The 19,754-nt window shown below is 60.1% G+C and carries 21 protein-coding genes; 7 read left to right on the top strand and 14 right to left on the bottom strand.

What is annotated here, in order from left to right; translation table 11 throughout:
- Positions 1–117: 117 nt before the first annotated feature.
- The 8 genes from AC07S6_RS24040 to AC07S6_RS24005 all read right to left on the bottom strand — a co-directional run bounded on the left by AC07S6_RS24040 (position 118) and on the right by AC07S6_RS24005 (position 8,986).
- A complete protein-coding gene (locus tag AC07S6_RS24040; protein ID WP_495113190.1) occupies positions 118–834 on the bottom strand; it encodes an alpha/beta hydrolase in 717 nt (238 codons plus the stop codon).
- 10 nt (positions 835–844) lie between these two features.
- On the bottom strand, positions 845–1,600 hold the full coding sequence (gene cobF, locus AC07S6_RS24035; RefSeq protein ID WP_019817301.1) for a precorrin-6A synthase (deacetylating): 756 nt from the start codon (positions 1,598–1,600) through the stop codon (positions 845–847).
- A gap of 58 nt (positions 1,601–1,658) precedes the next feature.
- Positions 1,659–2,609: a hypothetical protein gene (locus AC07S6_RS24030; protein ID WP_495113189.1), complete on the bottom strand. Its 951-nt coding sequence runs from the start codon at positions 2,607–2,609 to the stop codon at positions 1,659–1,661.
- On the bottom strand, positions 2,606–4,093 hold the full coding sequence (locus tag AC07S6_RS24025) for a hypothetical protein (protein WP_495113188.1): 1,488 nt from the start codon (positions 4,091–4,093) through the stop codon (positions 2,606–2,608). The genes AC07S6_RS24030 and AC07S6_RS24025 overlap by 4 nt, the downstream gene beginning before the upstream one ends.
- A 135-nt stretch (positions 4,094–4,228) precedes the next feature.
- Positions 4,229–4,777 (bottom strand): histidine phosphatase family protein, encoded by a 549-nt coding sequence (locus tag AC07S6_RS24020; RefSeq protein ID WP_495113187.1) that lies wholly within the window; start codon positions 4,775–4,777, stop codon positions 4,229–4,231.
- A 120-nt stretch (positions 4,778–4,897) separates the two neighbouring features.
- Positions 4,898–6,241: an MFS transporter gene (locus AC07S6_RS24015; RefSeq protein WP_495113186.1), complete on the bottom strand. Its 1,344-nt coding sequence runs from the start codon at positions 6,239–6,241 to the stop codon at positions 4,898–4,900.
- A gap of 33 nt (positions 6,242–6,274) precedes the next feature.
- Complete coding sequence (locus AC07S6_RS24010; RefSeq protein WP_495113185.1) at positions 6,275–7,804, bottom strand: class I adenylate-forming enzyme family protein; 1,530 nt, start codon at positions 7,802–7,804, stop codon at positions 6,275–6,277.
- A 3-nt stretch (positions 7,805–7,807) separates the two neighbouring features.
- The gene (locus AC07S6_RS24005; RefSeq protein WP_495113184.1) at positions 7,808–8,986 is read right to left on the bottom strand and encodes an acetyl-CoA acetyltransferase; all 1,179 of its coding nucleotides are present in this window, start codon (positions 8,984–8,986) and stop codon (positions 7,808–7,810) included.
- Between the two features lie 130 nt (positions 8,987–9,116).
- Between AC07S6_RS24005 and AC07S6_RS24000 the strand changes: the two genes are divergently transcribed.
- Entirely contained in the window at positions 9,117–9,689 is a 573-nt protein-coding gene (locus tag AC07S6_RS24000; protein ID WP_003190613.1) for a LuxR C-terminal-related transcriptional regulator, read from the top strand.
- A 139-nt stretch (positions 9,690–9,828) separates the two neighbouring features.
- Here AC07S6_RS24000 and AC07S6_RS23995 read toward each other — a convergent pair whose 3' ends face one another.
- Positions 9,829–11,004, bottom strand: a complete 1,176-nt coding sequence (locus AC07S6_RS23995) for a CaiB/BaiF CoA transferase family protein (RefSeq protein ID WP_105227152.1) — start codon at positions 11,002–11,004, stop codon at positions 9,829–9,831.
- A gap of 157 nt (positions 11,005–11,161) precedes the next feature.
- Between AC07S6_RS23995 and tusD the strand changes: the two genes are divergently transcribed.
- The 6 genes from tusD to AC07S6_RS23965 all read left to right on the top strand — a co-directional run bounded on the left by tusD (position 11,162) and on the right by AC07S6_RS23965 (position 14,598).
- Positions 11,162–11,554 carry a sulfurtransferase complex subunit TusD gene (gene tusD / locus AC07S6_RS23990; RefSeq protein WP_186527164.1) on the top strand — a complete coding sequence of 131 codons (393 nt, stop codon included), beginning with the start codon at positions 11,162–11,164 and terminating at the stop codon, positions 11,552–11,554.
- A gap of 1 nt (position 11,555) precedes the next feature.
- Positions 11,556–11,906 (top strand): sulfurtransferase complex subunit TusC, encoded by a 351-nt coding sequence (gene tusC / locus AC07S6_RS23985; protein ID WP_197883028.1) that lies wholly within the window; start codon positions 11,556–11,558, stop codon positions 11,904–11,906.
- Complete coding sequence (gene tusB / locus AC07S6_RS23980; RefSeq protein ID WP_054898293.1) at positions 11,906–12,184, top strand: sulfurtransferase complex subunit TusB; 279 nt, start codon at positions 11,906–11,908, stop codon at positions 12,182–12,184. The genes tusC and tusB overlap by 1 nt, the downstream gene beginning before the upstream one ends.
- Positions 12,181–12,516: a TusE/DsrC/DsvC family sulfur relay protein gene (locus AC07S6_RS23975; RefSeq protein WP_495113183.1), complete on the top strand. Its 336-nt coding sequence runs from the start codon at positions 12,181–12,183 to the stop codon at positions 12,514–12,516. Before tusB ends, AC07S6_RS23975 begins: the two co-directional genes overlap by 4 nt.
- Entirely contained in the window at positions 12,513–13,514 is a 1,002-nt protein-coding gene (locus AC07S6_RS23970; protein WP_495113182.1) for a glycosyl transferase family protein, read from the top strand. The genes AC07S6_RS23975 and AC07S6_RS23970 overlap by 4 nt, the downstream gene beginning before the upstream one ends.
- 88 nt (positions 13,515–13,602) lie before the next feature.
- Positions 13,603–14,598 (top strand): glutathione S-transferase family protein, encoded by a 996-nt coding sequence (locus tag AC07S6_RS23965; RefSeq protein ID WP_089042251.1) that lies wholly within the window; start codon positions 13,603–13,605, stop codon positions 14,596–14,598.
- Between the two features lie 110 nt (positions 14,599–14,708).
- On the opposite strand, the gene cysG is transcribed toward AC07S6_RS23965, so the two are convergent.
- From cysG to lolA, 5 genes are read right to left on the bottom strand one after another with little or no spacing between them, the layout of a single operon-like run.
- Complete coding sequence (gene cysG / locus AC07S6_RS23960) at positions 14,709–16,103, bottom strand: siroheme synthase CysG (RefSeq protein ID WP_495113181.1); 1,395 nt, start codon at positions 16,101–16,103, stop codon at positions 14,709–14,711.
- The gene (gene serS / locus AC07S6_RS23955; RefSeq protein WP_019816715.1) at positions 16,104–17,384 is read right to left on the bottom strand and encodes a serine--tRNA ligase; all 1,281 of its coding nucleotides are present in this window, start codon (positions 17,382–17,384) and stop codon (positions 16,104–16,106) included. It lies immediately after the preceding gene.
- Between the two features lie 15 nt (positions 17,385–17,399).
- Positions 17,400–17,774, bottom strand: a complete 375-nt coding sequence (crcB, locus tag AC07S6_RS23950) for a fluoride efflux transporter CrcB (RefSeq protein WP_014718898.1) — start codon at positions 17,772–17,774, stop codon at positions 17,400–17,402.
- Positions 17,771–19,096, bottom strand: coding sequence for a replication-associated recombination protein A (locus tag AC07S6_RS23945; protein WP_014718899.1), 1,326 nt, complete (start codon positions 19,094–19,096; stop codon positions 17,771–17,773). Before AC07S6_RS23945 ends, crcB begins: the two co-directional genes overlap by 4 nt.
- A 27-nt stretch (positions 19,097–19,123) precedes the next feature.
- A complete protein-coding gene (gene lolA / locus AC07S6_RS23940) occupies positions 19,124–19,747 on the bottom strand; it encodes an outer membrane lipoprotein periplasmic chaperone LolA (protein ID WP_495113180.1) in 624 nt (207 codons plus the stop codon).
- Positions 19,748–19,754 lie beyond the last annotated feature (7 nt).

The following is a 19,754-nucleotide window of genomic DNA, read 5'->3' as shown; positions in this document are numbered from 1 at the left end:
GCTGCCAGGCCGTCACGGGAGCAAGCTCCCTCGCCACAGATTTAGCGTCGTGCCGAAGTTGTGTAGATACCTATGGCTATCGCAGGCAAGCCAGCTCCCACATTTTTAACCGCATTTTCACTTCAGGCTTTTCTCAAGCCAGGCTTTTAAGTCCTGGATTTCCGCTTCGCTGATGGTGTGATTCATCCCCGGGTACTCATGAAACTCCGGCTTGAGCCCCAACCCCGTCAGCACATTGTTCGCCTGCGTGGCCGAGCTAAAGGGCAGCGCCTGGTCCAAGGTGCCATGGCCGATAAAGATCGCCAGCTTGCCCATGGACGCATCCGGTTTCAGCGCAGACCTTAGCACCGGTAGCACGCTGCCACTGAGCGCAGCCATACCGCGTACCAACTCGGGTTCACGCAAGGCCACCTCGTAAGACATGATCGCGCCCTGGCTGAACCCCACCAGGAACACCCGATCACTTTGGGTGTGGTACTTGGCGGTGGCCTTGAGCACAAAGTCCTTGATCAGCCGGGCGCTGCTGAACAGTTCATCGGTCTCGCCGTTGTACTCAGGCTCATCGGTCTTGGTAAACCAGCGATAACCCTGGGGCTGCACGGGCAGCGGCGCACGCACCGACAGGTAGGTCCAGGTGGACGGCAAGGCGTCCTTGATGCCAAACAAATCTTCCTCGTTGCTGCCAAAACCATGCAGGAAGATCACCAGCGGCTGGTTGCGTGCGTCGCCCTGGGTCTGCTCCAGGTAGGACAACGGCAAGTCGGTGTGCAAGCCGGTGTCGGCATGAGCGGCGCCGGCCACCAGGGCCAAGGCGAAGGCAAGCTGTTTGAGCATCGGGTTTACCTCAGGGTTTGCGCAACAAATAGGTGTCCATGATCCAGCCGTTTTCCAGGCGCGCCGCCTTGCGTACCCGTTCGATCTCTTCTGCCACGTGCGCCACTTTACCGCTGATCAGGATCTCGTCCGGCGTGCCCAAGTAGGCGCCCCAGTAAATATCCAGGTCCTGATCCGCCACGCTGCGGTAGGAATCTTCGGCGTCGAGCATCACCACCAGGGTATCGGCATCACTCGCCTGCCCGGCCGCCAGCCGTCGCCCGGTGGTGATTTCGATGGACTTGCCGATACGGTTGAGTGGCACCTTATGCTGCGCCGCCAGGGCCTGCACACTGGTGATACCGGGGATCACTTCAAACTCGAACACACAGCGACCACTGGCAAGAATCGCCTGCAAGATACGAATGGTGCTGTCGTACAGCGCCGGGTCGCCCCAGGCCAGGAACGCCCCCACTTCGCCGTCGGCCATTTCTTCGTTGATCATGCGCTCGAAGGTCTGCTGCTTATCGCGGTTGAGGTCTTGCACGGCGGTGGTGTAGTCGATTTCGCCACGCACCCGCTCCGGGCAATCGGCCTCGACAAATCGGTAGCCGGGTTCGGTGATGTAGGTGTCGCAGATTTCCCGGCGCAGGTCGATCAGCTTGTCCTTGCTCTGGCCCTTGTCCATCAGGAAGAACACGTCGGTACGGTTCAGCGCCTTCACGGCCTGCATCGTGATGTAGTCAGGGTTGCCGGCGCCAATGCCGATGATCAGGATGCGTTTCATGGGGTGCTCTCAGTGCAGGGCGTGAAATGTTGCCATGTTACTGGGTTGCCCTGCTGGGTCAAATCACCTTGAACTGCCGGGCGATGTCAAGTTTGAGCTTACCTGCGATCACGTTTTTATAACTGTCGTCCGTTTCATCAAAGCCCAAGGGGTGTTTGTCAGAGAAATTCAACTTTGTCAGTATCTTGGTCAACATCCTATATCTACCCCCTAGCCTGGAGCGTTTCGCCACTGATAGCGCATCGGGCACACAGACTTGATAACGAGGGACTAAGCGAAAGGTCGCAATTGAATTATCCACTTTCAGGCATGTGCCATGGGTTGCCATCACCTCAATTTCATAGGACGTACTGTCGGCCTGAAGTCTCAATTTATTCAAGTCCAGCCCCCCGCCCTTATATGCAAGCCTGAAAGATATATTCTCCGGATCCACCAAGGGGTGCAGATGAGGTGTCAAGTCAAACCGCGTAGTGCCTTTCATTTGTGGCCCGTTACACTTTTCGCAGCAGGGGATAAAATTCCCCATGGTTAACGCCAGCAAAGGAAATTCGGCTTGCGGGTAATAGTGATCAATATTTGGCCTGTAGGCTTTCAACCCATCAGGACTTACATAAGTGTCAATGGGTGTTATATGGCAATAAGGGCAAATTTTCGATCGAATGGATGTACACAATGCATAGGCGTCCCATCTTTTTAACAAGACCACCCTCTCTTTGGCCGAAAACTCCTTATAGCACAGATACTTTTTGAAAAAACCATTCAAATAGTCAACATCAGCAACACGGGGAAAAGTCTGACTAAAGGCAACAATCACACCCGGCAGCGCCAACGGGTCACACCCACATATGGCATCCCTGTGTTTATCCAAGAACTCGACAAGACGATGCTGAATCATGGCCGGCCCGACGAATCCTTTCAAGACATCACTCAGCTCTTGCAGCTTCCACCGCATGAATAACCTGTGCCTGACCGCGATGTCCTCCCACACCCGCGCGATGTTAACAATCATGAATATCGCCTCTCCGGAGCACGATATAAGGCTTCCTTGATGCCAATATCGCCAATGCTCTCAAGCAATAGTTTATCCAAGGCCGAAGAAATGCCCTGTTCAAGACGCTGATTGAGTGCATTTATCTTTTCCGCCGCAAACTCACCAATGGCAGCAGTCCCGAAAGAGTTCAGGATAATGTCTTCCAATGGAGCCGCAAACGTATTCTGAGGTGTGACCCTGTCATCCAGGTTAGTCACCATGCAGGCTGGAAAATCACCCGTTATCACCGGGGAATGCGTGGCAACCACTACCTGCACAATCTCCATGTCAAACTCCGATTTCACCCCCGCCAGGAATTTATTCAGCAAGGAAATATAACGGCGCTGCCACTCAAGGTGAAGATAGGCATCGCCCTCATCGATAAGTACCATGACGTGCTTTAATTTCTTTCCCGCCATGGTTACAAAACCTTGGCGGAGCAAAAAAAACTGGTCAACCAAAGCTCTTACACCCGAGCTTTGATCTGTCCAACGCACTTCGACTGCAGCAGTCGACATTTTTATCTGCTTGATTTCTTCTGCCGAGCCTATAGCAAATGAATAGGACCGAGGGTGTTTGCGAATATCATCCTTCGCCCCATCCTTTATAAATTTGAGCGTGGCACGATAAGTCGTCATCAGCAAATCGAGCACTTCCTTATCTTCGTTGTAACGCCCATCGCTGGCGAGCTCAAAAAAATTAAAGAAAAATCGCCCAATACGATCATGATCAGGAATTTTCTTTGCCACTGAGGTTAAGGCAGCGAGCATGACTAATTTATTGCTTCTACGGTGGGGAAGTTTCGAAAGAGCAAAGCGTTCCAACCTGAGCACGCAAGTATCAAGCAAACGCTCAATCTGGATGTTCAAGCGTTCATTCTCATAGTAATCCGAGCTTACAAACTGGCGCTTTTTCTGAATTTTCGCGTATTCAGATAAAAATGTAATTACCGGTTTGTGCGCTGTTTGAAACCCGGCAAGATTGCTCATGACGATAAGCGCAGGCGCCAACATGGTCTTGAACAGCTCAAATTCATAACATACTTCTGCCCTCAAGCTTGCGTTCAATTCCAGATCGCTAGCCACTTGGTAGAACTGCTCGACTCGCGCAGAGTTCTCTACCTTTTCAAACCGAGGAGAAGCATCGACGAATCGGTTACGAAAAGGTAGCCGGCGTCGGTAGGGAACGGGAGAGAAGTAAATTACACCAATACGTTCAAGCTCTTCGTCAGACAGTTTCTCCGAAGATATTTCTCGATCATCATAAACGGCTCTTCGAGGGGTAGAGACAGGCGATGAAATATACGCTGCCATGTCACACAACAAGGCGGTTTTACCTGAGCCGTTATTACCCAGAATCAACCGAATCGTGTCCACATCAAAAAAGCCATTCCATTTCAGGCTCTCTTGATTTTCGAATTCAAATTTATTTGTACCTGTCTTGACCGCAATCAACTTGTTCATCTGCATAGAATCCCTTACGCAGCCCGTCAATCATTAGGGCAATTCAAAAAGTCGTGTGTCGTGGGCCAGACACTGGCATCAGCAAGTGATGCCATTTTGCCACATACCTGTGCCCTGCGGTAAGGCATGCGTACTTCACGCCATTAACCGCAACCGCCAATACCCGTTGAACCGCAACGCCACCGACGATAATGGCTCAACATCAATCCGGTAGAACATCAAGACAGGTAATTGCATGACATACAGCATCGCCGCGCGGATGACGAATGGGTGGGTCACCGCGACCACGTGACCGGGGTGTGTTTCGAGGGATTTGAGCCATTGGCCAACCCTAATGCACAACTGATCCACCGACTCGCCGCCGTGGGCTGCCCAGGCGCTGTCGGTGGCCCAGGTGTTTACGGTTTCGCTGTCGAGTTGACCGACGGCCCGGCCTTTCCATGCACCGACATCAAGGTCGCATAAGGCGGGGTCGACCTGGGCGTTATCGCCGAACAAACCCGCGCTCTGACGGGTTCTGGCCTCGGGGCCGCAAAGTAGGCGGGCCTTTTTTTTGTAGCGCCCGGCCAAGGACAAGGCCGCGCCCTGCCAGTCCATCGCAACAGACTCATCATCAGGAAAACGCCCCTGTTTTTGCAGGGGCGTGATGGCGTGGCAGATCAGGGTCAAGCGGGTGGCCAGCATGGTGACTCTCTGTAGGAGCGAGGCGGGACGCCTAGTGCTTGCTCGCGAAAAACGTCAACGATAACGCGTACTGCCTGAATAAACGCGGCGCCGTTGAGTTTTTCGCCAGCAAGCTCGCTCCTACAGGGTATTAACGCATGCCCCCTTGGCCAACGCAGCGCTGGCAGGCACGGCTGTCGAGTGAGCACTGGCAACAAAATCCTCCTTGCGCAACACCACCAACGCCACTAACGACACCACCCCGGTCGCCACATAGAAATACCACGGCGACGTAATGTCCCCCGTCACCTTGATCAACCAGGTTGAAATCAATGGCGCGCTGCCGCCGAACACCGCCACCGGCACGTTGTAGGCCACCGCAATCCCGGTGGAGCGAATCCGCGTCGGCAGCAGCTCACTCATCAACGCGTAGGTCGACGACGCATACAGCCCGAACAGTATCGCCACCGCCATCAACGGTGCAAAGAACGACGCTTGGGTCGCGCTGGGTGCCGACTTGAACAGCCAGAACATCGCCAGGGTCGCCAACGTGCCGATCACCATCAAGAACGGCTTGCGCCCGTATTTATCGGTAAATGCCCCGCCAAACGGCATCACGAAGGCCGCTGAAAAACTGGCGACGAACACGTAGAGCAAGGTGGTGCCGCTGTCGAACTTGAGGATCTTGGCCATGTAGGTCGAGGCGAAGGTCAGCACCAGGTAAAAGATCGAGCTGTGCAAGGTGATGATAAAGAACACCAGGGCAATCGCACGCTTCCACTGCCAGACCTCGCGCAGCGGCGCCCGCGAAGTTTGCCCGGCACGTTGCAGGGCCAGGAACTCAGGGCTGTCTTCGAGCTTGAGGCGGATGTACATGGAAATAAACCCCAGGGGCGCGGCGATCAGGAACGGTACGCGCCAGGCCCATTCCTGCATGACCTCGGCGCCCAGCACCCAGGTCATGCCGTTGGCCACGGCGCCGCCGAGCAGCAGGCCGAGCACGGCGGTAACCATCAGCCAGCAGGTGGCAAAGCCGCGGCGACCGGGGCCGGCGTATTCGGAGATGAAGCTGGTGACGGTGCCGATTTCGCCGCCCGCCGAGAAGCCCTGCACGCAGCGCACCAGGATCAACAAGATAGGTGCGGCGATGCCCAGGCTGGCGTAGGTCGGCAACAGGCCCAGCATCACCGTGGAGCCGGTCATCATCACCAGCGCCATGATCAGGGTTTTGCGCCGGCCGATCTTGTCCGCCAGCGGGCCGAAGAACAGCCCACCCAAAGGGCGGATAAAAAAGCTCAGCGCAAACGCGGCAAAGCTGGCCAACAAGCTGGTGGTGGGGTCATCGGAGACGAAGAACGCCTGGCCGATATAGACCGCGAGAAAGCCATACACGCCGTAGTCGTACCACTCGATCAAGTGGCCGGAGGTGGCGCCCAGAAACGCACGGCGGCGCTTGCGGAGGGTGTCTTGTGCGGGATTGCCCATCGTGGGGACTCCTTGTCTGATTATCGATCCATGTTAAAGCGCGGCGATACTCGCGGTTTGCAGCCAATGTCGCAAGTCGGTCTTGAGAATCTTGCCGTAGCTGTTCTTCGGCAAGTCGCTGCGCCACACATATTTTTTCGGCTTTTTGAACGAGGCCATGCGCGCCAGGAACCACGCCGTCAGCTCGCTTTCGTCCAGCGGCTGGCCGCTGCGCGTCACGACAAAGGCCACCACCGACTCACCCCATTGCGCGTCCGGCTCGCCCACCACGCACACTTCGAACACCTCGGGATGCTGGGCCAGCACTTCCTCGACTTCACGCGGGTACACGTTGCTGCCGCCACTGATGATCACGTCCTTGGAGCGGTCCGTCAGGGTCAGGTAGCCGGCCGGGTCGAGGTAGCCGATATCGCCGGTCAGCAGCCAGCCGTCCACCAGCGTCTGGCGCGTGGCCTGGGGGTTGCGCCAGTAGCCTTGCATCACCGTGGCGCCACGCACCGCGATCTCGCCGCGCTGGCCGGTGGGCAGTGGCTGGTGCTCGGCATCGAGGATGCGAATCTCCACACAGGCTTGCGCGTGGCCCACCGAGGCGGCCAGGGTGGCCCAGTCGGGACGCTGGCGCTCGGCGATCAAGGCGCGGGGCAAGACGCTGATGGTCATCGGGCTCTCGCCCTGGCCGTAGATCTGCACCAGGCGCGGGCCGAAGGTGTCGACTGCTTCGCGCAGGTCGGCGAGGTACATGGGGCCGCCGCCGTAGACGATGGTCTTGATGCCGGCGCCGTGATAATCCTGGCGCCGGGCCTGTTCGACCATGCGCTTGACCATGGTAGGCGCAGCAAACAGCGACACATCGCCCATGTGCTCGGCCAGCTCGAACAGCTCGGCGGCATCGAAGCCATGGGAGGCCGGCACCACATGGCGGGCGCCGCAGCGCACATGGATGAAGTTGTACAGGCCGGCGCCGTGGGACATGGGCGCGGCATACAGCGCCGCATCGTCGGCTTTCACTTGATCGACATCCGTGGCGTAGCACAGCGACATGGCGATCAGGTTGCCGTGGGACAGCATCACGCCCTTGGAACGCCCGGTGGTGCCGGAGGTGTAGAACAGCCAGGCGAGGTCGTGATCCTGGCGGGGCACCGGCTGCTCCAGGCTGGGCCAACCATGGCTGGGCGGCAGCGGGTGGCCGTCCAGTTCCGTGCAATGCGCGGGCAAATCCCGCGATGAAAACACCTGGCCGCCGTCGGTAAAGATCAACCGCGCCTCGGCATTATCGGCAATCCACGCCGCTTCGCTGGGGTGCAGCTTGGCGTTGATCGGCACCGCCACCCCGCCCATCCACCAGATGGCGTAGAGCAGTTCCAGGTAGTCGCAGCTGTTTTTCATCAGCAGCGCCACCGCGTCTCCCGGCACCAGGCCATGCTGCTCCACCAGGTGCGCGGCGCGTTGGCGCACGTGGGCGGCGAAGGTGGCGTAGTCGGCCACTTGCACGCTGCCGTTGAACAGCGCCGGGCGTTGCGGCGCACGGCGCTGGGTGTCGTGCAGCCAGTTGGCAATGTTCATGGCTCAGCTCCGGCGTGCCTGCAGGACCGAGGCGTAGTTGGCCACCGCCATGCCGCCCATGTTGAACACCAGGCCGAACTCCGGGTTGGGCACCGCCAGGCCAATCGGCTCGCCGGTCAATTGCCGGAACGCCAAGGCATGCATGGACACCCCCGTGGCGCCGACGGGGTGTCCCTTGGCCTTGAGCCCGCCGGAAAGGTTCACCGGCAAGCGCCCGCCGGCGCGCACCACGCCGCTGTCGAGCACGCGATGGCCTTCGCCCTTGGGCGCCAGGCCCATGGCTTCGTAGATCAGCAACTCTGCAATGGTGAAGCAGTCGTGCACCTCGGCGAAACTCAGGTCGGCCAGGGTCACATTTGCGCCGCGCAATGCTGCATGGATTGCCCGCTGCGGGCCTTCAAAGGCCAGGATGTCGCGCCGGGCGATGGGCAAGGTATCGTTGACCTGGGTCATCGCCCGGATTTGCACCTCTCGACGAAACGCGCGCGCACGTTTGGGCGAGGCGAGGATGATCGCCGCGGCGCCGTCGCTGATCAGCGAGCAATCGGTCAGGCGCAGGGAGTCAGCCACGAACGGGTTGCTTTGGGACACGTTGTTGCAGTGTTCGAAATTCATCTCCCGATGCATCTGCGCCAGCGGGTTGGCCATGGCATTGGAGTGGTTTTTGGTGGCGATGGCCGCCATCGAGCCCAGCGGGCAGTGGTAACGCTCAGCGTATTGGCGCGCAGCGCGGCCGAACAACTGGGGGAAACTCAGGCCGGCTTCGGCCGGGTCGTTCTGGTAGCCGGCCCCGGCCAAGGCTTGGGTGACTGCGGCGGTGCTGGTGTGGGTCATCTTCTCGGCGCCCACCACCAGCACCAGCTCAGCACTGCCGGAGAGGATCGCATTGACCCCCGCCTGGATCGCCGCCGAGCCGGACGCACAGGCGTTTTCACAGCGGGTAGCCGGTTTGAAGCGCAGCCCGGGGTCGGCTTGCAATAGCAATGAGGCGGCAAACCCGTCGGGCACCAGCCCCGAGTTGAAATGGCCGAGGAACACCGCATCGATTTGCGACGCGTCAATCTCGGCGTCGCTCAGGGCTCCTCGGGTAACCTGGACGATCAGGTCTTCCAGCGTCGTGCCTTCCAGGCGACCAAAGCGGGAGTGACCAGCGGCAACAATGGAGACGCAATCAGCAGGCATAATCAATTTCTTCTGTTCTTGATTCGGACTTTACTTACAATGACCCACCCCTGATCGTGCGCCAATTCGTGTAACTACTTACACGGGTAAGTAGCGCCCCAGGGCATTGAACAACGAGGCAGGATGCCCCATGACCGCACTAGCCCAGCAATTTCCCGACCTCGAACGCCTGGCGTTCAAGCTGTCCCCTGCACCGCAGATCGTCACCAGCGACCGCGTGATTCTCGACTGCAACGACGCTTTCCTGAAGCTGTTCGGCTATACCCGCGACGCACTGGTCAACCAGCTGACTCTGCTGATCTACCCGTCCCAGGCCGACTACCACGCCATCGGCAAGCGCAGCCATGACTGGCTGCTCGACAGCGACAACGGCTTTTATTCCGATGAACGCTTCATGCAGCACCACAATGGCGAAGTGTTCTGGGCCAAGTCCCACGGCTACACCCTCACCCCCAAAGACCCGTTCAAGCTGATGATCTGGCACTTCGAACGCCTGGACCGCATGCACCAGGGCACCGGCGACCTCACGCCCCGGGAGCGGGAAATCGCCATGCACATCGTCAACGGCTTCAAATCCAAGGAAATCGCCCTGCGCCTGGCAATCTCCCACCGCACCGTTGAGGTGCACCGGGCTCGGTTGATGAAGAAGCTGCAGGCCAAGACGGTGGTGGAGTTGGTGTCGAAGATCATTATGGTGGCCTGACAGATAGCGGCTGTTTAACCGATGCCCCGCGATCCAAATGTGTGGGCAGCCCCAGTGCCGAACAGTTAAGCGAACGCAATGCCCAAAGCAACGAAGATCAGATGTGGGAGCTGGCTTGCCTGCGAAAGCGTCGGCTCAGTCAACCTACAACCTTGGCCTGCCGCAATTGCTCTATCCGCTCAATACCGAACCCCAACTCCGCCAGCACCTCATCACTGTGCGCCCCCACCGCCACTCCAATATGCCTGGGCGCCGGCAACCCCTCGGAGAATTTCAGCGGGCAGGCCAATTGCGCTTGTGTCGAGCCATCTCCCCGGGGCACCTGGCTGACTAGCTCCCGCGCCTTCAACTGGGGATGCTCCACCGCTTCGCTCAAACTCAACACTGGCTCAACACAGGCATCCACCCCGGCAAACAACTCACACAACTGGTCAAAACTGCGCTTCTCGAACTCCACCTGCAACGCCTGTTTGAGCACGGCCTGGCGTTCGGGCGTCACGCTGTGTGCCGCCAGTTCCGGGCGCCCCAAGGCCGCGCACAGCTGCTGCATAAACCCCGGTTCCAAACTGCCCACCGACATCCAGCGCCCATCGCGTGTACGGTAGTAGTCATAGAAACTCCCGCCATTGAGCACATGGTTCTCCCACCCAGGCTCGACCCCGCAAGCCAGGTAACCGGCCCCCGCCATGGCGTTAAGGCTGAACGAGCAGTCGGTCATGCTCACATCCAGGTATTGCCCCACCCCGCTTTGCTGCCTGGCAATCACCGCCGCCAGCAAGCCCACCACGGCATGCAGTGAACCGCCCGCCACATCCGCCAGCTGTACGCCCAGGGGCAACGGGCCGGTGTCCTGGCGCCCGGTATGGCTGGCCACGCCGGCCAACGCCAGGTAGTTGATATCGTGCCCGGCGCGGTCCTTATAGGGGCCGGTCTGGCCGTAACCGGTGATCGACACATAGATCAGCCGCGGGTTGATCGCCTTCAGCGCCTCATAGCCCAGGCCCAGGCGCTCCATGACACCGGGGCGGAACTGCTCGAGCAGGATGTCATGGCCCTTGACCAACTCACGCACAATCTCCAGCGCCTCGGCCTGCTTGAGGTCCAGGGCGAGGCTGCGCTTGTTGCGATTGAGGTAAGCGTGGCTGGCCGAGGTACCACGATCATGGGGCGGCAACACACGTAACAGGTCCATCCGTGTGGGCGATTCGATACGCAGCACCTCGGCGCCCATGTCCGCCAGCATCAGGGAGGCAAACGGGCCGGGCAGCAAGGTGGAAAAATCCAACACTTTAAGGGACGCCAAGGGACCTGACATGGGGACTCCAGTTGGGTTGCGAATACCCACAGACTAGGCAGCCGGACGCCTGCCGGCAATCGTCAGAACGATCAACCACAGTGACCGTTTTGATCACGGCGGGCTTTTTCGCGGCGGCGGCTTTATCATTGGCCGACGTTTGTTGGCAGAGTCTTCCATGAAGTTCGCGATTGCACTGTATAGCGCCGCCCACGCGCCCTCCTCGCGCCGCGCCCTGTTGTTCGCCCAGGCGGCGCTGGCCGGCGGGCATGAGATCGTGCGGCTGTTTTTCTACCAGGACGGCGTGTACAGCGCGTCCAATAACATCGTCGCGCCCCAGGATGAGCAAGACATTGCGCGCCAATGGCGCGAGTTTGTCAGCCAGCACCAACTCGACGGCGTGGTGTGCATCGCCGCCGCCCTGCGCCGGGGGGTGCTTAATGCCGAAGAAGCTGCGCGTTACCAACGCAGCGCGATCAACCTGGAAGCACCCTGGGCGTTGTCGGGCCTGGGGCAATTGCATGACGCGATCCAGGACGCCGACCGCCTGATCTGTTTTGGAGGGCCGTGACATGTCCAGATCCTTGTTGGTGATCAGCCGCCAGGCCCCGTGGTCCGGGCCGAGTGCGCGGGAAGCACTGGATATCGTGCTGGCCGGCGGCGCGTTCGATCTGCCCATTGGCCTGCTGTTCCTGGATGACGGTGTGTTCCAACTGGCGCTGAACCAAGCGGCCAAGGCCGTGCAACAGAAAGACCTGAGTGCCAACCTGCAGGCCCTGGGCCTGTTCGGCATTGATGACGTGTTCGCGTGCAGCCATAGCCTGACCGCACGCGGGTTGCCGCCGCCTGCCCACGCGCAGGCGCTCGACAGCCAAGCCATTTCCCAGCTGATTGACCGTTACGACCAGGTGATTACCCTCTGATGTCGACTCTACATGTGGTGTCTCATTCCCCGTTTACCGACAGCCGCCTCGATAGCTGCCTGCGCATCTGTGGGGCCGAGGACGCAATCCTGCTGTGCGGCGACGGAGCCTACGGCCTGCACACGCCCGCCCTGCAAACCAAAGGCGTAAAGGTGTTTGTGCTGGCCGAGGACATGCAGGCGCGCAACCTGCCGCTGCCCGACTGGGCTGACAGCGTCGATTACCCAGGCTTCGTGCAACTGTCGATCGACTACGACAAGGTCAACACCTGGCTATGAACACCTTGACCGTCGGCGCACGCACCCTGGAACTGGATAAGGACGGCTACCTCGTCGACCTCAACGACTGGTCCGATGAAGTGGCGGATGCCCTGGCCGCTGCCGAAGCCTTGGAGCTGACCCCGGCACACTGGGAAATCCTCACCCTGCTGCGCCAGTTCTACACCGAATTCCAGCTGTCTCCCGCCACGCGCCCGCTGATCAAGTACACCGCCTTGAAGCTGGGCCCGGAAAAGGGCAACAGCCTGCACCTCAACAAACTGTTCAACGGCACTCCCGCCAAACTCGCCGCCAAGCTGGCGGGCCTGCCCAGGCCGACGAATTGCTTATGACCGACTTTGCCCCCCTGACTCTCGTAACACCCCAAGAGCACCCCTTTGCGCAGTTCGTGCGCATCCTCGGCAAAGGCAAGCGTGGCGCGCGCAACCTCACCCGCGAGGAAGCCCGGGAAGCCATGGGCATGCTGCTCGACGAAAAGGTCGAGGACGCCCAGCTCGGCGCCTTCCTGATGCTGCTGCGCCACAAGGAAGAAAGCCCGGAAGAACTCGCGGGCTTCACCGAAGCCGTACGTGAGCGCCTGCACGCGCCAGCGCTGAACGTCGATATCGACTGGCCGACCTACGCCGGTAAAAAGCGCCACCTGCCGTGGTTCCTGCTGGCAGCCAAATGCCTGGCACAGAACGGCGTGCGCATCCTGATGCACGGCGGCGGCGCCCACACTGCGGGGCGGTTGTACACCGAGCAATTGCTGGACAGCTTGCAGATCCCGCTGTGCCGCGATTGGCAACAGGTCGAAAGCGCCTTTGCCCACGGCAACCTGGCGTTTATCCCGCTGGGTGATTGGGCGCCACAGCTGCAACGCATGATTGACCTGCGCAACACTCTGGGCCTGCGTTCGCCTATCCACTCTCTGGCGCGCCTGCTCAACCCGCTGAATGCGCGTTGTGGCCTGCAAAGCATTTTCCACCCCGGTTACCAGGGCGTGCATCGCGATGCCAGTGGCTTGCTGGGTGACAACGTGATTGTGGTCAAGGGCGACGGCGGCGAGATCGAAATCAACCCCGACACCCTCAGTCATCTGTATGGCACCACTGGCGGCCAGAGCTGGGACGAAGAGTGGCCCGCCCTTTCCGTCCAGCGCCACGTCAAGCCGGCAACGCTTGAGCCCGAGCACCTAAAAGCACTGTGGCGCGGCGACGTCGAGGACAGCTACCCGCAGCTGGCGTTGATCGCCACCATGGCGTTGGCCCTGCGCGGCCTTGGTCACCCGCGGCAACAGGCGTTCGAGTTGGCCCAGCAGTACTGGGACGCACGGGATAAATCGATTTAATCGATCATTCACGCCGGTTCTTTGCGCTTTTAGTTCGAACTCATCTCTTTAGACTGGGCTCCAACGCTTATCAGCCAAGGAGCCAGTCATGGGTTTATTGATCGAAGGACAGTGGAAAGACCAGTGGTACGAAAGTAGCGCCGATGGCGCTTTCCAACGGGAACAGGCACAACGCCGCAACTGGGTGACCGCCGATGGCGCGCCAGGCCCGAGTGGTGAGGGCGGCTTCAAGGCCGAGGCCGGTCGCTATCACCTCTATGTATCCCTCGCCTGCCCGTGGGCGCACCGCACCTTGATTCTGCGCAAGCTCAAGGGCCTGGAAAGCCTGATCGACGTCTCGGTGGTCAGCTGGCTGATGCTGGAAAACGGCTGGACCTTCGACAAGGCCCACGGCTCCAGCGGCGACAAACTGGACGGTTTCAACTTCATGCACCAACGCTACACCGCCGATACCGCCGACTATACCGGGCGCGTGACCGTGCCGGTGCTGTGGGACAAAAAGCTCAAGCGCATCGTCAGCAATGAGTCGGCGGAGATCATCCGCATGTTCAACAGCGCGTTCAATGCGCTGACCGGTAATACCCTGGATTTCTACCCCCAAGCCCTGCATTCGACCATCGACAGCCTCAATGAACGCATCTACCCCGCTGTGAACAACGGCGTGTACCGCGCAGGTTTCGCCACCTCACAACAGGCGTATGAAAGTGCGTTTGATGATGTGTTTGCCGAGCTGGATCATTTGGAACAGCACCTGGGCAGCCATCGTTATCTGGCCGGCGAGTACCTGACCGAAGCCGATGTGCGGCTGTTCACTACGCTGATTCGTTTTGATGCGGTGTACTACAGCCACTTCAAATGCAACCTGCGGCGAATTGCCGACTATGCAAATTTGTCGAACTGGCTGCGGGAGATGTATCAGTGGCCAGGCGTGGCCGAGACGGTGGATTTCGAGCATATCAAGGGGCATTACTATGCCAGTCATCGCACGATCAACCCGACGGGGATTGTGCCGAAGGGGCCGTTGCAGGGGTTTGATACGGAGCATGATCGGGTGCGGCTGCCGGGTAAAGGTGTCTTTGGCTGATAACTCCTGTGGCGAGGGAGCTTGCTCCCGCTGGGCTGCGTAGCGGCCCCAAAAATTTGGGAGCGCTTCGCACTTCAACGGGAGCAAGCTTCCTCGCCACAGGAGCCGGTTCAGACTTGGGACTGGGCGCCCTCGAACCACTTGAGCTTTTCACGCAGTACCACCACCTCACCCACGATCACCAGTGTCGGCGCATGCACTTCATGCTCCGCCACCATGCGCGGCAGGTCGGCCAGGGTGCCGGTGAACACGCGCTGGTTGGACGTGGTGCCCTGCTGGATCAGCGCCGCTGGGGTATCTGCGGAGCGCCCGTGCTTGATCAACTGCTCGCAAATGATCGGCAAGCCAATCAAGCCCATGTAGAACACCAGGGTCTGTGAGGGGCCGACCAGGTCTTGCCAAGGCAAGTCCGAGGTACCGTTCTTCAAGTGCCCGGTAATAAAACGTACAGATTGGGCATAGTCGCGGTGAGTCAGGGGAATCCCGGCATAAGCCGCACAACCACTGGCTGCCGTAATACCCGGCACCACCTGGAACGGGATGCCGTGGGCTGCCAACTCTTCGATCTCTTCGCCACCACGACCAAAGATGAACGGGTCACCCCCCTTGAGGCGCAGCACGCGCTTGCCTTGCTTGGCCAGGTCGACCAGTTGCTGGTTGATCTGGTCCTGGGGCACCGCGTGATCGGCGCGACGTTTGCCGACGTACACGCGCTCGGCATCACGACGGCACAGTTCCAAAATCGCCGGCGCAACCAAACGGTCGTACAGCACCACGTCGGCTTGCTGCATCAGGCGCAATGCGCGGAAGGTCAGCAAATCCGGGTCACCTGGGCCCGCACCCACCAGGTACACCTCACCGGGCGCGTAAGGCGGCGCGCCATTGACCTTTTCGATCAACAGGCGCTCGGCCTCCTCGCCCTGCCCGGCCAACTGGCGGTCGGCAATCGGGCCCTGGAACACTTCTTCCCAGAACGCCCGGCGTTGCTGCACATCCGGGTACAAACCTTTGACCTGAGCCCGAAAACGCGCGGCCAGCCCAGCCAGTTGACCATAGGTCGAAGGAATCCAGGTTTCCAGCTTGGCGCGGATCAGCCGTGCCAGTACCGGCGCGTCACCGCCGCTGGAGACGGCAATCACCAAGGGTGACCGGTCGACAATCGCCGGGAAGATCACGCTGCACAACGCTGGCGCGTCCACCACATTGACCGGCACGCAGCGACGCTTGGCATCACTGGATACTTGCGCATTCAGTGGCTCATCGTCGGTGGCCGCGATAATCAGGGCGCAACCGTCCAGGTCGGCCTCCTGATAACCGCGCAACATCAGTTCCCCGCCACTGCCCAGCACCAGCTCACGCAGCTGGCTTTCGATCTGGGGAGCAACCACCCGCAACACCGCGCCGGCATCGGCCAGCAGCCGGGATTTGCGCAAGGCAATCTCCCCACCACCGACGACCAACACACGACTGCCGCGCAGGTTATGAAACAGCGGCAGAAATTCCATTTAGCGGATGACCTCAACGCCCGCCATGTACGGCTTGAGCACCTCAGGTACACGGATCGAACCGTCCGCCTGCTGGTAGTTTTCCAGCACGGCCACCAGGGTACGGCCTACGGCCAGGCCCGAACCGTTGAGGGTGTGCACCAGCTCCGGCTTGCCGGTTTCCGGGTTGCGGAAACGCGCCTGCATGCGACGGGCCTGGAAGTCACCGCAGTTGGAGCACGACGAAATCTCGCGGTATTTGTCCTGGCTCGGCACCCACACTTCCAGGTCGTAGGTTTTCACGGCGCTGAAGCCCATGTCGCCCGTGCACAGGGCCAGTACGCGGTAAGGCAGCTCCAGCAGCTGCAGCACGCGCTCGGCGTTGGCAGTCAGGCCTTCCAGGGCTTGCATGGAGGTCGACGGTTCTACTACCTGGACCATTTCAACCTTGTCGAACTGATGCTGGCGGATCATGCCGCGGGTATCGCGACCCGATGCGCCGGCTTCGCTACGGAAGCACGGGCTGTGGGCAACCAGCTTCAACGGCAGTTGCTTGGCGTCGAGGATTTCGCCGGCGACGATATTGGTCAGCGACACTTCGGCCGTCGGGATCAGGTACAGGTCGGCTTCGCCGTCGCGGCTGATCTTGAACAGGTCTTCTTCGAATTTCGGCAGTTGGCTGGTGCCCATCAACGCCGGCGCCTGAACCAGGTACGGGGTGTAGGCCTCTTCGTAACCGTGTTCGCCGGTGTGCAGGTTGATCATGAACTGCGCCAGTGCACGGTGCATGCGCGCAATCGGACCGCGCAGCAAGGCAAAGCGTGCGCCGGACATTTTTGCCGCGGTTTCAAAATCCAGGCCACCGGTCAATTCGCCCAGGGCGACGTGGTCCTTGATCTCGAAATCGAAGGCTTTCGGCGTGCCCCAGCGGCGCACTTCGACGTTGCCGTCTTCATCTTCGCCGACCGGTACGGATTCGTGGGGCAGGTTCGGAATCCCCAGCAGGATCGAATCCAACTGGGTCTGAATGCCTTCCAGCTCGATTTTGCCGTCGGACAGCTCAGTGCCCATGCGCTCGACATCCGCCATCAACGGCGCGATGTCTTCGCCGCGCTGCTTGGCCTGGCCGATGGACTTGGAGCGCGCATTACGTTCAGCCTGCAGTGCTTCGGTGCGGGTCTGGACGGTCTTGCGCTGTTCTTCCAGCGCTTCGATGCGCGCAACATCCAAGGCAAAGCCACGGGATGCCAGGCGGTCCGCTACGTCCTGAAGGTTGCTACGTAACAGTTTGGAATCGAGCATGTCGGTCTCTCGTTATCAAAGTTTGGTCAAGGACAGGCCAGCCCAGGTGGCGAGCAGCCCGCCGAATACGCTGATGGCCGCATAGCCAATCGCCAGCGGCACTTGCCCGCTTTCCAGCAGGCGCACGGTATCCAGTGAAAAGGATGAAAAAGTCGTCAGGCCGCCAAGAAAGCCAACCATCAGGCCGGCACGTACCTCGACAGGCACTTCCGGGCGTAACAAAAACAGGCCGTATAACACGCCGATCAACAGGCAGCCCACGATATTAACGGCGAGCGTCGCCGTATAGAAGTGTTTCGGCCAATTGGCGTTGATCCAATTGCCGGTGGCGAAGCGCAACAGCGTCCCGGCAATCCCCCCCACCGAGACGGCGACCACCAAAGGAATCATGATTTTCTCCGCTGCCGGGGGCTCAGACGGTCGAGGGTGGCCAGGTGATTGAGCTTCTCACCGATCTTCAGCTCCAGGCCACGGGGCACGGGCTGGTAGAACGGCTGTGGTTCCAGCTCATCGGGGAAGTAGTCTTCGCCGGCCGCATAGGCGTCCGGCTCATCGTGGGCATAACGGTATTCGTCGCCATACCCCAGTTGCTTCATCAGCTTGGTCGGTGCGTTGCGCAGGTGCAGCGGCACTTCGAGGGAGCCGTGCTCGGCGGCCGCACGCAGGGCCGACTTGAAGCCCATATACACCGCGTTGCTTTTGGGCGCGCAGGCCAGGTAAGTGATGGCCTGGGCCACCGCCAGCTCGCCTTCCGGGCTGCCGAGGCGCTCCTGCACTTCCCAGGCGGCCAGGCACAGGCTCAGGGCGCGTGGGTCGGCGTTGCCGATGTCTTCGCTGGCCATGCGCACTACGCGGCGCGCCAAGTACAGCGGGTCGCACCCGCCGTCGATCATGCGCGCAAACCAATACAGCGCGCCGTCAGGGTTGGAACCGCGTACGGATTTGTGCAGCGCGGAAATCTGGTCGTAGAAGGCTTCGCCGCCCTTGTCGAAACGTCGGCGCGTGTCACCCAGCAGGCTTTGCAACAGATCAACGCCAATCTCGCCGCCGTCTTCGGCCAGGTCGGAAGCGTTCTCCAGCAGGTTGAGAAAGCGACGCCCGTCACCATCGGCGGCGGTCAGCAAAATCTTGAAGCCTTCATCGCTCAGGCTCAGCTGGCGCTTGCCCAGGCCCTTGTCTTCGCTCAAGGCACGGTGCAGCAGCTTTTGCATCGCCGCTTCATCCAGGCTCTTGAGCACATAGACCCGCGCCCGTGACAACAAGGCGTTGTTCAATTCAAAGGAAGGGTTTTCGGTGGTGGCGCCGATAAAGATCAGCGTACCGTCCTCGACATAAGGCAGGAACGCATCCTGCTGCGACTTGTTGAAGCGATGCACTTCGTCGACGAACAGGATAGTGCGCTTGCCGTATTGCCCGGCCTGCTGCTTGGCCACTTCCACCGCCTGGCGGATCTCCTTCACCCCGGCGAGCACCGCCGAGACCGTTTCAAAGTGCGCGTCCGAGACTTTCGCCAACAACCGCGCCAGGGTGGTCTTGCCCACGCCCGGCGGGCCCCAGAAAATCATCGAATGCAGCGCACCCTGCTCCAGGGCTTCACGCAAGGGCTTGCCCCGAGCGAGCAGGTGTTCCTGACCGACGTACTCATCCAGGTTGGTCGAACGCAAGCGCGCGGCCAACGGCTGGGCAATCGGGTCACTTCGAAACAGATCCATGGGCAGCGTTTGAAACCTCTGGGCAGTTTATTCCTGGATCACGTCGGCACCCTTGGGGATGTCGAACTTGAACTTGGACGCGGGCACCGGCTGGTTGGCCTTGACCCCGGAGAACAGGATATCGGTGCGCTGGCCGACGCTGTCGACCAGGCGCATGTTGTTGATCACGCCGTTGCCGAACGACAGGGACAGCGTGTCAAACAGCGTGTCCTTGGATTTTGGCTTGAGAGTGAACTCGATGACGTTGCTGGCCTGCTTGGAGGTGATGTCGAAGCTGTCGTTGATTTTCGACACATCACCCGACAGCAGCAGTGCCGGGGTCTGGTTCAGGCGCGGATCGAGCTTCTTGATGGTGGCTTGTTCCAGGTCCGGGTCCCACAGCGTGACTTTCTGGCCGTCGGAAACGATGGTCTGCTCCGCCTTGCCTTCGGTATGCCAGTAGAACAGCCCTGGGCGCTGCACGGCCATTTCACCGGCTGTTTCCTGCAACTGGGTGCCGCCGGCATCCAGGGTCAGCTGGGAGAAGCGCGCGGTGAGGGTCTGGGATTTGTCCAACAGGTTCTTCAGGCTGGCGACGGAAGCCGGGTCAGCGTGAGCCGAAACAGCGGTCAAGGCCAGGGCCGGCAACAACAGCATGCGGATAAAGCGCATGGGAGTC

It is taken from the genome of Pseudomonas sp. GW821-FHT07B01 (genome assembly GCF_059419065.1).
This window is presented reverse-complemented; position numbering and strand designations above follow the sequence as displayed.